Raw genomic sequence first — 15,001 nt, forward strand, 5'->3', positions numbered from 1 at the left:
GCCAAGGAACTCTTCCTCGGCCGGTTCCGCCTCGACCTCATCCATCCGCACCCGCTGCCCGCCGACGAGGACGTCCGGCGCGGGGTCCTCTCCCTGCGCCCGCCGCTCCCGTCCGCTAGGCCGCCTGCTCCTCCATGAAGCGGGCGACCGCCGCCGGCGTCGGGTAGTCGTACAGCAGCACCGGCGGCAGCAGCATGCCGGTCGCCTCGCAGAGCCGGTTGCGTACCTCCAGCGCGGTGAACGAGGAGAAACCGATGTCGAGGAAGTTGTCCTCGGCGTCGATCAGTTCGGGCGAGGCATGCCCCAGCACGTCCGCCGCGTGCACCCGGACCAGCTCCAGGAACGAGGCCTCGACGAGGACGGGTGCCTGCGCGGGGCCGGGGGCAGGGGCAGGGGCAGGGGTGAGGGCCGGCGGTGACTCGGGCGAGGCCGCCGTTCCGGCCGAGTCGCCCCGCACCGCGCCCGCACGCGCCGGCCACCAGTACGGGACGTGCTCGAACGGGTACGTCGGCAGGTCCGCGTCCTCGACCGCCCCCGTGCCTCCGGGGTCGCCCAGCCACGCGCGCCAGTCCACCTCCACGCCCGCCACGTGCAGCCGCGTCAACGCCTCGGCCAGGGTGGCTTCGGCCGGGCGTTCTCGCACGAGGGTCGGCGTCACCACGGGGGCCGGTGCCGAGGCCGGCTGTGCGGCGGCCACCATGGGGGCCAGGACCGCGTCCGGGCCGACCTCGACGAAGGCCGTGACGCCCGCCTCGTACAGCGTGCCGAGGGCCGCGCCGAAGCGGACCGGGGAGCGGAGCTGGTCGGCCCAGTACGCGGGCCGGCGCAGGTCGTCGACGTCCAGCGGCCGGCCGGTGAGGTCGGAGACGATCCGGAGCGTCGGCGGCCGGAACGTGAGCCCGGCGACGACCGCGCGCAGCGGCTCCAGGACGCCGTCCATGTGGTGCGAGTGGAAGGCGTGGCTGACCCGCAGCCTGCTGGTCCGCCGGCGCCACACCGTGAGGGCCGCGGCGATCTCCGTCACGGCGTCGGCGTCACCCGAGACCACCACCGAGGACGGCCCGTTGACCGCGGCCAGACCCACCCGGCCGTCGTACTCCCGGAGCAGCGCCAGCACCTCCTGCTCGGACGCCTCGCAGGCCAGCATCGCGCCACCGGGCGGCTGCTCCTGCATCAGCCGGCCGCGCGCCGTCACCAGGACGGCCGCGTCCTCCAAGGACAGCGCCCCGGCGGCGACGGCGGCCGTGAGGCCGCCGATGGAGTGCCCGGCCACCCACTCCGGCTCCGGCAGCACCCGGACCAACTGCCGGAACAGCGCCAGCTCCAGGGCGAACAGGGCGGGCTGGGCGAACTCGGTCCGCTCCAGCAGGGCGGCTTCCGCACTGCCCTCGTCCGCCAGCAGCACCGGCACCAGCGGCCTGCCCAGGGGAGTGGCGAACGCCTCGCCGATCTCGTCCAGGGCCGAGCGGAACTCCGGCCGACCCTCGTACAACGCACGCCCCATCGCGGCACGTTGGCTGCCCTGCCCGGTGAAGAGGTAGGCCGTCACGGGACGTTCGGCCGCACGGCCGCGCACCAGGCGCCCGCTCGGCCGGCCCGCCGCCAGGTCCGCGAGGGCGGTCCGGGCGCCGTCCCGGCCACCGGGGAGGACGGCCGCGCGGTGCCGCAGATGGGCGCGGCCCAGGGCGAGCGTGCGGCCGACGGCCTCGGGCGACGACGCCCGCTGCTCCAGGCGTGCCAGCAGTCGCTCGGCCTGCCGCCGCAGCGCCTCCTCCGTACGGGCCGACAGCAGCCAGGGCGTCGCCGGCACGTCAGCCGCCCCGGGCGTCCCGGAAGTCCCGGGCGTCCGGGCAGCCTCGGGCGTCCGGAAAGTCCCGGGCGTCCCGGAAGCCTCGGGTGCCGGGCGGGTCCGCCTCGCGGCCTGGGCCGGCGGGTCCTCGGGCGTCTGCTCAAGGATCACATGGGCGTTCGTGCCACTGATCCCGAACGAGGACACGCCCGCCCGGCGCGGCCGCTTCCGGTCCGGCCACGGCACGGTCTCCGTGAGCAGCTCCACCGCGCCCGCCGACCAGTCGACGTGCGGGGTCGGCTCGTCCACGTGCAGGGTCCGCGGCAGTACGCCGTGCCGCATCGCCTCCACCATCTTGATCACGCCGGCCACCCCGGCGGCCGCCTGCGTGTGCCCGATGTTCGACTTCAGCGAGCCGAGCAGCAGCGGCTCGCCCGCGGGCCGGCCCTGCCCGTACGCGGCGAGCAGCGCCCGCGCCTCGATCGGGTCGCCCAGGCGGGTGCCCGTGCCGTGCGCCTCGACCACGTCGACCTGTTGCGGCGCCAGCCGGGCCGAGGCCAGCGCCTGCGCGATCACCCGTTCCTGGGTGGGCCCGTTGGGCGCGGTCAGCCCGTTGCTCGCGCCGTCCTGATTGACCGCCGAACCGCGCAGCAGCGCCAGCACCCGGTGCCCGTGGCGGCGGGCGTCGGAGAGCCTCTCCAGCAGGACGAGGCCGACCCCCTCGGAGAAACCGGTCCCGTCGGCCGCCGCCGCGAACGCCTTGCACCGCGCGTCCGGCGAGAGCCCGCGCTGCCGGCTGAACTCCACGAGCAGCTGGGGCGTCGCCATCACCGTGACCCCGCCCGCCAGCGCCAGGTCGCACTCGCCGTCGCGCAGCGCCCGCGCCGCCAGGTGCATCGCCACCAGCGAGGACGAGCAGGCCGTGTCCAGGGTGACGGCCGGCCCCTCCAGGCCCAGGTGGTAGGCGACCCGTCCGGAGGCCACGCTCGTCGCGTTCCCCGTCATCAGATGCCCCTCGTACCCCTCGGGCACCTCGGCGGGCGGCGGTACGTACGCCTGCGAGACGACCCCGGCGAACACCCCGGTACGGCTGCCGCGCAGCGAGGTCGGCGCGATCCCGGCGCGCTCGAACGTCTCCCACGCCACTTCGAGCAGCAGCCGCTGCTGCGGGTCGGTGGCGATCGCCTCGCGCGGGCCCATCCCGAAGAAGGCCGCGTCGAAGCCGGCCGCCTCGTGGAGGAAGCCGCCCTCCCGGGCGTACGTCGTGCCGGGCCGGTCCGGGTCCGGGTCGTACAGCGCCTCCAGGTCCCAGCCCCGGTCCACCGGCAGGCCGGAGATCGCGTCCCGCTCCTCGGCCACCAGCCGCCACAGGGCCTCGGGGGAGTCGGCGCCGCCGGGGAAGCGGCAGCCCGTCGCCACGATGGCGATCGGTTCCCGGCTCCGGTCCTCCAGCTCCCGGATCCGCCGCTTGGCCTGCTTCAGGTCGGCGGTCGCCCGCTTCAGGTAGTCGCGGAGCTTGTCCTCGTTGCTCATCGCGGTGGCCCTCTCTCCGTTCAGCGGTTCAAGAGGCATCGAATTCCCCGTCCAGTTCGCCGTCCAGTTCGCCGTCGAGCTCGTCGTCCAGTGCGCGGAACAGTTCCTCGTCGGTGGCGTCCGACAGGTCGGGCGCACCGCCTTCGCCCTCGGGCCCGTCGGCGGAGCCCGCCGGAGCGGCCTCCTCCTCCCAGCGCCACAGCGCGGCCCGCAGCCGCTCCCGCAGCACCGGGAAGTCCGGGCTGTCGACGGTCACGGAGGCCAGCAGCCGGTCCAGATCGGCGGCCGGGTCGGTCGGTGCCAGCAGGGCGAGCAGCCGTCCGGCCAGCGCCTGCGGCGTCGGGAAGTCGAACACGAGCGTCGTCGGCAGCCGCAGCCCGGTCGCCGCGGCGACCCGGTTGCGCAGCTCCACGGACGTCAGCGAGTCGAAGCCGATCTCCTTGAAGGCCCGGTCCGCCGCGATCCCCTCGGGCGCCGTGTGCCCCAGGACGGCCGCCACGGAATCGCGTACGAGGGCCAGCAGCACCCGCTCGCGCTCCGGCCCGGGCAGCTCCGCCAGCCGGTCCGCCAGGCTCCCCGCCGATCCGGGCGCCGCCTGCGCGGCCCGCCGTACGACCGGACCCCGCACCAGGCCGCGCAGCACCGCCGGGATCCCCTCCGGGCGGGACCGCAGTGCCGCCAGGTCCAGCGGGGCCGGCACCAGGACCGGCCGCCCCGCGTCGAGCGCGGCGTCGAAGAGCGCCATGCCCTCGGGCACGCTCATCGCGACCAGACCGCCCCGGCCGATCCGGGCCAGGTCGGCGTCCGCGAGATGACCGGTCATTCCGCTCGCGTCCTGCCACATGCCCCAGGCCAGCGACACGGCCGGCAGACCGAGCCGGCGCCGGTGACCGGCCAGCGCGTCCAGGAAGACGTTCGCCGCCGCGTAGTTGGCCTGCCCCGCGCCGCCGAGCTGGCCGGAGGCGGAGGAGAACAGGACGAAGGACGACAGATCGAGCCCGTGGGTCAGTTCGTGCAGATGCCAGGCCGCGTCCACCTTGGGACGCAGCACGGCCTCCGTCTTCTCGGGCGTCAGCGACGCGAGCACCCCGTCGTCGAGGACGCCGGCCGCGTGGACGACGTCCGTCAGCGGATGCTCCGGGTCGACCGAGGCGAGCAGCGCGGCCAGCGCCTCGCGGTCGGCGGTGTCGCAGGCGACGATCCGCACGCGCGCCCCGAGGGCCTCCAGCTCCTCCCGCAGCGCGTCCGCCCCGGGCGCCTGCGGACCCCGGCGGCCGGTCAGCAGCAGGTGGCGGGCACCGCGCGCGGTCACCAGATGCCGGGCCAGCGCCGCGCCCAGCGTGCCGGTGCCACCGGTGATCAGCACGGTCCCGGCGGCCGACGGCGCCGGCAGGGTGAGGACGACCTTGCCGACCTGACGGGCCTGGGCGAACCACCGGAACGCCTCCGGCGCACGGCCCGCCTCCCAGGTGGTCACCGGCAGCGGCTCCAGGGCGCCCCGCTCGAACAGGTCGAGGACCGAGGCCAGGACCGCGCCCACCGTTTCCGGGTCCATGTCGAGCAGCTCGAACGGCAGGTAGGCGACACCCGGCCGTACGGCCGCCACCGCCTCCGGGTCGCGCGGATCGGCGATGCCCATCTCCACGAACCGGCCGCCCGGCCCGAGGAGCCGCAGCGAGGCGTCGATGAACTCACCGGTCAGCGAGTTCAGGACGACGTCCACCCCGGCACCGTCCGTGGCGGCGCGGAACGACTCCTCGAAGTCGGTCGTACGAGAGGAGGCCAGCCGGTCCCCGGCGACGCCGAGCGCGCGCAGCGCGCCCCACTTGGCCGGACCGGCCGTCGCGAAGACCTCCGCCCCCAGATGGCGGGCCAGCTGGAGGGCGGCGAGTCCGACGCCGCCCGCGGCGGAGTGGATCAGCACCCGCTCCCCGGCCTTCAGCCCGGCCAGCTCGACGAGCCCGTAGTACGCGGTGGTGAACACGGCCGGGACACCGGCCGCCTGCGCGAACGACCAGTGGCCGGGGATCCGGGCGATCAGCCGCCGGTCGGCCACGGCCACCGGCCCCACGGCGCCGGGCACGAGCCCGAACACCCGGTCGCCGACGGCGAGATCGTCCACCCCCGGTCCCGTCTCCAGGACCGTGCCGGCGGCCTCCGTGCCGAGCGGTGCGCCGACGGGCACCATGCCCAGGACGGTCAGCACGTCCCGGAAGTTCAGCCCCGCCGCGCGGACCCGGATCCGCACCTGGCCCTCGGCCAGGGCCGCGCCCGCCTCGGGGTGGGGAGCGGCGTACAGGTCGTCCGGCGAGCCGCCCGGCGTCGCGAGCCGCCACGGCCCGTCCTCGACGGGCGGCGCGAGCGGCGCGTCCCCGGGCACGGCCGTGAGACGGGGGACGAGGATCCGGCCCTCCCGGAGGGCGAACTGCGGCTCCCCGATGGCGACCGCCGCGTCCAGCACCCGGCGCGAGGCGGAGTCGGGAGCGGGGTCGTCGATGTCGGCCAGCACGATCCTGCCGGGGTTCTCGGTGGCGGCGGACCGTACGAGACCCCACAGCGGGGCCGCCGCGAGCTCCGCCACGTCGCCCGGGCCGGCCGCCACGGCGCCCCGGGTCAGCACCAGCAGGCGTCCGTCCGGATCCCGTTCGCTCCACCCCTGGAGACGGGCGAGCACGTCCGCCACCGCGGCGCGGACCGCCTCGGGCCCCTGACCTCCGTACGGGCCGGTGGCGTCGAGGAGTTCGTACGCGCCCGGGTCGGCCGGGGACCGCGACGGCTCGGCCGGTTCCGTCCAGACCGGTTCGTACAACGCCCGTTCGCCGGACGGACGCGGCCCCGAGGACAACTGTCCCGGCGCCAGGGGCCGCAGGGTCAGCGCGTCCACCGACAGGACGGGCGCGCCGCCGGGGTCGGCGACCGACACCGACACCGAGTCCTCGCCGCTCGCGCCCGGGGCGACCGTGACGCGCAGCGCGGTCGCGGACGTGGCGCGCAGCGAGACCCCGCTGAAGGAGAACGGCAGTCGTACGCCGTCGCCGAGGAAGTCGCCGAGTCCCATGGTGTGCAGCGCGGAGTCGAGGAGCGCCGGGTGCAGGGTGAACCGCGCCGCGTCGTCGTGGTGCTCCGGGGCCAGCGCCACCTCGCCGTGGACGGTGTCCCCGGCCCGCCAGGCGGCGCTCAGGTTCTGGAACGCGGGCCCGTACTCGTAGCCCAGCGCGGCCAGTTCGTCGTACAGACCGCTCACGTCGAGCGGTTCGGCGCCCGCGGGCGGCCAGGACGCCGTGGCCGGTGACGGTTCCGTGCCCGTGCCGTCGTCCGCCGGGGCCAGGACTCCGGTGGCGTGCCGGGTCCACGGCTCGGACGCGCTCCCGGCCGCCGGCCCGTCGGGGTCCGGACCGGTGCCGGGGGAGTCGGGGCGGGAGTGCACCGCGATCCGGCGCAGGCCCGCCTCGTCCGGTGCCTGCACGGAGACCTGCACCCGGACGCCGCCGCGCTCGGGCACGAACAGCGGTGCCTCCAGGGTGAGTTCGTCGATCCGGTTGGTGTCGAGCCGATGGGCGGCCCGCAGGGCGAGCTCCAGGAGCGCGGTGGCCGGCAGCAGCGCGCTGCCGTTCACGGCGTGGTCGGCGAGCCACGGGTGCGAGGCGGCCGTGACGCGGCCGGTGAGCAGGAGCGTGCCCTCGTCGGCGAGCGTCGTGACCGCCGTGAGGAACGGGTGGTCCGAGGCGTCCAGACCGAGGCTGCCGGCGTCGCTGTGCGCGGCGGGGCCTTCCAACCAGTAGCGCCGGCGCTGGAAGGGGTAGGTGGGCAGGTCGGTGGGGGGTGTGGCGGTGGTGGGGGTGGTGTGCCAGGTGACGGGCGCGCCGTGGGCGTGGAGCAGGCCCAGCGCCTGGTGGAAGCGGACGAGGGTGCCTTCCTTGCGGCGGAGGGTGCCCGTGACGAGCGGGGTGAGCTCGGTGGAGGCCGTGTCCAGGGTGTCCAGGGTGTCCTGGATGGCTGTGGTCAGTGTCGGGTGCGGGCTCGCCTCGACGTAGGTGGTGTGGCCGGCTTCGACGAGCGCGGTGAGCGTCGGGTGGAAGAGGACCGGGTTGGCGAGGTTCTGGAACCAGTAGTCGGCGTCCAGAGTGCCGGTGTCGACGAGGCCGCCGGTGAGGGTCGAGTAGAAGGCCACGGTCGACGAGACCGGCTTGATGTCGTGGAGGAGTTGGGTGATGTGGTGGTGGAGGGGGTGGACGTGGGGGGTGTGGGAGGCGTAGTCGACGTCGATGGTGCGGGCGCGGATGTCGTTGTTCTGGAGGGTGGTGACGAGGTGGTGGAGTTGGGTGGTGTTTCCGGCGATGACGGTGGAGTTCGGGCCGTTGTGGGCGGCGATGTGGAGGTCGTCGTAGGGGGTGAGGTGGGTGGTGGTGTGGTGGGCGGGCAGGGGGATGTGGGCCATGCCTCCGGTGCCGGCGAGGGTGAGGATGGTGTGGGAGCGGAGGGTGACGATTTTGGCGGCGTCGGTGAGGGTGAGGGCGCCGGCGATGTGGGCGGCGGCTATTTCGCCTTGGGAGTGGCCGATGACGGCGTCGGGGTGGATGCCGTGGTGCTGCCAGAGTTTGGCGAGGCTGGTCATGATGGCGAAGAGAGCGGGTTGGATGACGTCGACGCGGTCGATGGGCGGGGTGCCGGGGGTGTCGGGGGTGTTGTTGAGGATGTCGAGGAGGTTCCATCCGGTGTGGGTCTGGATGGCGTCGGAGGCGGCGGTGAGGTGTTCGGCGAAGACGGGTGAGGTGGCGAGGAGTTCGCGGGCCATGCCGTCCCACTGGGAGCCCTGACCGGGAAAGACGAACACCGTCTTCCCCAGCGGCCCCACGGAACCCTGGACGAGACCGGCGTGCGCCGTGCCGGCGGCCAGGGCCTCAAGCTCCGCACGCAGCTCGTCCCGGCTCGTGTGGGTGACGACCGCCCGGTGGTCCTGGTGGGACCGCCCCGTCGCCAGCACATGGGCCACCGCGCCGAGTTCGGCGTCCTCCTTCGACTCCAGCCAGGCCAGCAGGCCGCTCGCCTGCTCCTTCAGCGCTTCCTCGCTGTGGCCCGACAGCAACCAGGGACGCGTTCCCGTGCCGCCGGCGCCCTGACCGCTCCCCGGCTCGGGCTCGGGCGAGGGCTCCTTCGAGGGCTCGTACGCGGGAGCTTCCTCCAGCACCACGTGGGCGTTGGTCCCGCTCATGCCGAATCCGGACACGCCGGCCCGCCGCGGTCGTCCGTCCGCCGTCCACTCCCGTGCCTCGGTGAGGAGTTCGACCGCGCCCGCCGACCAGTCGACGTGCGGGGTCGGCTCGTCGACGTGCAGGGTGCGGGGCAGGACGCCGTGGCGCATGGCCTCGACCATCTTGATGATGCCGCCGACCCCGGCCGCCGCCTGGGTGTGTCCGATGTTGGACTTCAGCGACCCCAGCCACAGCGGCCGGCCGGCCGGCCGGTCCTGCCCGTACGTCGCGACGATCGCCTGTGCCTCGATCGGGTCGCCGAGCGTCGTGCCCGTCCCATGGGCCTCCATCGCGTCCACATCGGCCCCGGTGAGCCCCGCGTCGGCGAGCGCCTGCCGGATCACCCGCTGCTGCGACGGTCCGTTCGGGGCGGTGATGCCGTTGCTGGCGCCGTCCTGGTTCGTGGCCGTGCCCCGGACGACGGCGAGCACGTGGTGCCCGTTGCGCCGCGCGTCCGAGAGCCGCTCCACAAGGAGCAGGCCCACGCCCTCGCCGAACGCGGTGCCGTCGGCACCCGCCCCGAAGGCCTTGCAGCGGGCGTCCCGCGCCAGGCCCCGCTGGCGGCTGAAACCGATGAAGATGTCCGGGTTGGCGAGCACCGTCGCACCGCCCGCCAGCGCGAGATCGCACTCGCCGTTGCGCAGCGCCTGGACGGCCAGGTGCAGGGCCACCAGCGACGACGAGCACGCCGTGTCCACGGTGACCGCCGGACCCTCGAGACCGAGGGTGTAGGCGATCCTCCCGGAGGCGATCGACCCGGCGCTGCCGATCCCGAGGTATCCCTCCATGTCGGCCGGGAGCTTCACCCGCGAGCCGTAGTCCGTGTAGACGACGCCCGCGAACACCCCCGTGCGCGAGCCGTGCAGGGACGCCGGGTCTATGCCGGCCCGCTCGAACGCCTCCCAGGCGGTCTCCAGGAGCAGCCGCTGCTGTGGGTCCATGCTGGTGGCCTCGCGCGGGCTGATCCCGAAGAACGCCGGGTCGAACCGGTCGGCGTCGTGCAGGAACCCGCCCTCGCGGGCGTACGAGGTGCCCGGGTGGGCCGGGTCGGGATGGAACAGCCGGTCCAGGTCCCAGCCGCGGTTGACCGGGAACGGCGAGATGACGTCGCTCTCCGACGCGACCACCTGCCACAGCTCCTCCGGCGAGCGCACCCCGCCCGGGTAGCGGCAGGCCATCGCCACGATCGCGATCGGCTCCCCGGCGTACGCGCCCCGCCCGTTCGTGCCCGCCCGGGCGGCCGGGGCCGCGGCGACGCCGTCGAGCAGCTCGGCCCGCAGATGGGCGGCGAGCGCCGAGGGCGAGGGGTGGTCGAAGACGAGCGTGCTGGGCAGCCGCAGACCGGTCGCGCTGTTCAGACGGTTACGGAGCTCGACGGCGGTCAGCGAGTCGAACCCCAGGTCCTTGAAGGCCCGCGAGGGGTCCACGGTGTCCCGCGCCGAGTGCCCGAGCACCCCGCCCACCTGTGTCCTCACCAGGTCGAGCAGGGCCCGCAGCTGCTCGGCCTCCGGCAGCGCGGCCAGCGAGGACGCGAGGGAGCCGGCCGCCGCGGCGGTACCGGCCGCCGACGCCGCGCCGGGTTCCGCGCGGACCAGGGAGCCGAGGACCGGAGGCAGCAGCCCCGCGCGGGCGCGCTCCACCAGCACGGCCCGGTCCAGCCGGGCAGCGGTGAGCGCGGCGCGGCGCTCGGCGCGGTCGGCCAGGGCGAGAAGGCCGCCCACCTGGCCGGAGCCGAACGGGACCAGGCCGCGCGGTGCGGCGTCGGCCGCCTCGCGCGGACCCCACGCCACGGAGACGGCCGGCAGGCCGAGGGCGCGGCGGTGGCCGGCGAGGGCGTCGAAGTGGGCGCCCAGCGCCGCCGCCGACGCGCGCCCGGTCCCGCCGAGGACCCCGGACGTGTCGGGCGTCAGCAGGACGAAGGAGGCCGACTCCAGGTCCAGGGTCAGCTCGTGCAGGTTCCAGGCCGCGGCGGCCCCGTCCCGCAGGGCCTCGGCGAACGCCGCCGGATCGGTGGACGCCAGGACGCTGCCCTCGACCGCTTCGGCGACATGGACGACGGCCACCGGCCGCTCGTCGGCGGGCAGCGCGGCCAAGGCGGCGGCGAGCCCGTCCCGGTCCGCCGCGCCACCCTCGACGGTCCGCACGGCGACACCGTCGGCGGCGTACGCCGCCGCCCGGTCGGGAGCCGCGCCGAGCAGCAGCAGACTCCGGAGGCCGCGCACCTCGACGAAGTGACGCGCGGCCGCCTCCGCGAGATCACCGTCACCCGACACGACCACCGTGCCGCCGGCCCCGCCGCCCACCGGGAGCGCGGGGAGCGGAGCGTCGGCGAAGTCGTCGGGCCGACTGCGGGTCAGCCGGGGCACGAGGAACCTGCCGTCCCGAAGGGCCAGTTGGGGCTCGTCGGCGGCGAGGGCGCTCGGCAGCGCGGCGAGCGAGCCGGCCGCGCCGTCGAGGTCGAGCAGGACGACCCGCCCGGGGTGCTCCGACTGGACGGCCCGGACGAGCCCCCACACCGCGGCCGGTGCCAGGTCCGGCACCTCGTCCGCGTCGGTCGCCACGGCGTGCCGCGTGACCACGACGAGCCGGGTCGCCGCCGCCCACGGGGCGGCCAGCAGCCCCTGGAGGTGGGGGAGGAGCTCCGCCGCGTCGAGAGCCGGCAGGAGAACGAGATCAGGGGTCGCGTCGGCCTCCGTGCCGGCCTCCGTGCCGGACTCCGTGGCGGGGTCCGGCGCTTCCGGTGGACCGGAGTCCTCGGAGCCGTACGCGGGGACGGGCAGTGGTGCGGTGCCGAACGCCTCCGCCACACCCGGGACTTCGGGGCCGACCAGCCCCCAGCCGCCGACCGCGGCCGACGGCTGCGGTACGGACGCGAGCGCCTGCCAGTCGAGGCCGAGCAGCCAGTCGTGGCGGGCGCCGGAGGTACGGGGAAGCGGACGCGGGGTGACGGACGCGACGGTCGCGACCGGTGCGCCCTCGGCGTCGTGGACGTGCAGCTCGTACGCCTCGCCCCGGGGCACGAGCACCACGCGGACGGCCCCGGCCCCCACGGCGTGCAGGGTCACGTCCCGCCACTCGGCCGGTACGACGTCCTGGTCGAGCTCGACGAGTGCGGCCCTCAGCGCGGAGTCGAGCAGGGCCGGGTGCAGGCCGTACCGCATCGCCTCGCCCGCCGTCTCCTCGGGCAGCGTGACCTCCGCCCGGACGCCGTCGGCCGGGACCGCCGGAACGGCCCGCGCCGCCGCTTCGGAGAGGAGGCCCGACGCGAGTGCGGTCCACGGGCGGTGCAGGGCGTCGTCGTCGGCCCCGTCCTCGTACGGCCGGGCGTGCAGGGCGAACTCCCGCGCCCCGTCCTCCCCGGGCGCGGCCACGGTGAGCTGGACGTCGACCCCGCCGGCCGGGGGCAGCGCGACGGCGTCGCCGAGCGACAGTCGCGCGAGGCCGAGGCCGCCGAGCACGCGGGCCGCCTGGAGGGCCAGCTCGAAGGGGACGGTCCCGTTCAGGACCGCCTCGTCCAGCCAGGGGTGGGCGTGGGCGGCGATCCGGCCGGTCAGCAGCAGGGCGTCCCCGTCGGCGAGCGTGGTCGCCGCGCTGAGCAGGGGGTGCCGGGTGGTGTGCAGCCCCAGGCTCTCCGGGTCGCCGCCGGTCGCCGCGTCCTCCAGCCAGTAGCGCTGGTGCTGGAAGGGGTAGGTGGGCAGGTCGGTGGGGGGTGTGGCGGTGGTGGGGGTGGTGTGCCAGGTGACGGGCGCGCCGTGGGTGTGGAGGGCGGCGAGTGACTGGTGGAAGCGGGTGAGGGTGCCCTCGTCGCGCCGCAGCGTGCCCGTGACGAGAGGGACGAGGTCACTCGGGTCCGCGTCGAGGGTGTCCTGGATGGCGGTGGTGAGCGTCGGGTGCGGGCTCGCCTCCACGAACGTCGTGTGACCGGTACGGACGAGGTCCTGGAGCGTGGGGTGGAACAGGACCGGGTTGGCGAGGTTCTCGTACCAGTAGTCGGCGTCGAGATCCGCGGTGTCGATCGGCCCGCCCCTGAGCGTGGAGTGGAAGGCGATCGTGCTGGTCCTCGGCTTGATGTCGTGGAGGAGTTGGGTGATGTGGTGGTGGAGGGGGTGGACGTGGGGGGTGTGGGAGGCGTAGTCGACGTCGATGGTGCGGGCGCGGATGTCGTTGTTCTGGAGGGTGGTGACGAGGTGGTGGAGTTGTTCGGTGTTTCCGGCGATGACGGTGGAGTGGGGGCCGTTGTGGGCGGCGATGTGGAGGTCGTCGTAGGGGGTGAGGTGGGTGGTGGTGTGGTGGGCGGGCAGGGGGATGTGGGCCATGCCTCCGGTGCGGGCGAGGGTGAGGATGGTGTGGGAGCGGAGGGTGACGATTTTGGCGGCGTCGGTGAGGGTGAGGGCGCCGGCGATGTGGGCGGCGGCTATTTCGCCTTGGGAGTGGCCGATGACGGCGTCGGGGTGGATGCCGTGGTGCTGCCAGAGTTTGGCGAGGCTGGTCATGATGGCGAAGAGGGCGGGTTGGATGACGTCGACGCGGTCGATGGGCGGGGTGTCGGGGGTGTTGTTGAGGATGTCGAGGAGGTTCCATCCGGTGTGGGTCTGGATGGCGTCGGAGGCGGCGGTGAGGTGTTCGGCGAAGACGGGTGAGGTGGCGAGGAGTTCGCGGGCCATGCCGTCCCACTGGGAGCCCTGGCCGGGGAAGACGAAGACGGTCTTCCCCAGCGGACCCACCACGTTCCGGACCAGGTTCGTGTGCGGCTCGCCCTGAGCCGCCGCCGCCAGGGCCTCGCGCAGCTCCTCCTTGCCGGAGTGGGTGACGACCGCCCGGTGGTCCTGGTGCGACCGCCCGGCCGCCAACACGTGCCCCACCGCGTCGAGTTCGGCGTCCTCGTGCGTCTCCAGATACGTCCGCAGCCGGCCGGCGTGTTCCTTCAGAGCTTCCTCGCTGTGGCCCGACAGCAACCACGGCGCGGGTACGGCACTCGCCGCGCCGTCCGGCCCGCCCTCCGCGGCCGCCGCCGGGGCGGCGGACTCCTCGGGCTGCTCCAGGATGACGTGCGCGTTGGTGCCGCTGATGCCGAACGACGACACCGCCGCACGGCGCGGCCGCTCCGCCTCCGGCCACACCACCTCGTCCGTGAGCAGTTCGACCGCACCCGCCGACCAGTCGACGTGCGGCGACGGCTCGTCCACGTGCAGGGTCCGCGGCAGGACGCCGTGGCGCATGGCCTCGACCATCTTGATGATGCCGCCGACCCCGGCCGCCGCCTGGGTGTGTCCGATGTTGGACTTCAGCGACCCCAGCCACAGCGGCCGGCCGGCCGGGCGCCCCTGCCCGTACGTGGCCAGCAGGGCCTGCGCCTCGATCGGGTCGCCGAGCCGGGTGCCCGTGCCGTGCGCCTCGACCGCGTCCACGTCGGCGGTGGTGAGCCCCGCGTCGGCCAGCGCCTGCCGGATCACCCGCTGCTGCGACGGCCCGTTCGGCGCGGACAGCTGCCCGCTCGTCCCGTCCTGGTTGACGGCGGAGCCGCGGACCACGGCCAGGACGTGGTGCCCGTTGCGCCGCGCGTCAGAGAGCCGCTCCACAAGGAGCAGGCCCACACCCTCACCCCACCCGGTGCCGTCCGCCGCGGCCGCGAACGCCTTGCAGCGCCCGTCGGCCGACAGCCCCCGCTGGCGGCTGAACTCGACGAACAGACCCGGCGTCGCGATCACCGTCGCACCGCCCGCCAGCGCGAGATCGCACTCGCCGTTGCGCAGCGCCTGGACGGCCAGGTGCAGGGCCACCAGCGACGACGAGCACGCGGTGTCGACCGTGACCGCCGGGCCCTCAAGACCGAAGGTGTACGAGAGCCGGCCGGAGGCGATCGACCCGGCGCTGCCGGTGCCGATGTACCCCTCCAGGCCGTCCGGGGCCTGGCGGATCCGGCCGCCGTAGTCCCCGTACATGACCCCCGCGAACACCCCGGTACGGCTGCCGCGCAGCGTGCGCGCGTCGATGCCGGCCCGCTCGAAGGTCTCCCAGGCCGTCTCCAGGAGCAGCCGCTGCTGCGGGTCGACGGCCAGCGCCTCCCGCGGGCTGATCCCGAAGAACGCCGGGTCGAACCGGTCGGCGTCGTGCAGGAACCCGCCCTCCCGGGTGTACGTCCTGCCGGTGCGCTCCGGGTCCGGGTCGAACAGCGCGGCCGTGTCCCAGCCCCGGTTCTCCGGGAAGGGCGAGATGGCGTCGGTGCCCGACGCCACGACGCGCCACAGGTCCTCCGGCGAGCGCACCCCGCCCGGGTAGCGGCAGGCCATGCCGACGATGGCGATGGGCTCGTGCCGCTCCGCCTCGACCTGGCTCAGCTGTTCCCGCGTCTGCATCAGATCGGCGGTCACCCGCTTGAGGTAGTCGCGGAGCTTGTCCTCGTTCGTCATTCGACGTCAACTCTCCT

2 protein-coding genes are annotated in these 15,001 nt (G+C 75.1%); both read right to left on the reverse strand.

Features of this window, described 5'->3' with window-relative positions:
• Positions 1-115: 115 nt before the first annotated feature.
• The gene (locus tag ACWEJX_RS20390; protein ID WP_451608833.1) at positions 116-3,322 is read right to left on the reverse strand and encodes a type I polyketide synthase; all 3,207 of its coding nucleotides are present in this window, start codon (positions 3,320-3,322) and stop codon (positions 116-118) included.
• Positions 3,323-3,350: 28 nt separating this feature from the next.
• On the reverse strand, positions 3,351-14,984 hold the full coding sequence (locus ACWEJX_RS20395) for an SDR family NAD(P)-dependent oxidoreductase (protein WP_451608834.1): 11,634 nt from the start codon (positions 14,982-14,984) through the stop codon (positions 3,351-3,353).
• Positions 14,985-15,001 lie beyond the last annotated feature (17 nt).

This window comes from Streptomyces sp. NPDC004788 (assembly GCF_053601115.1).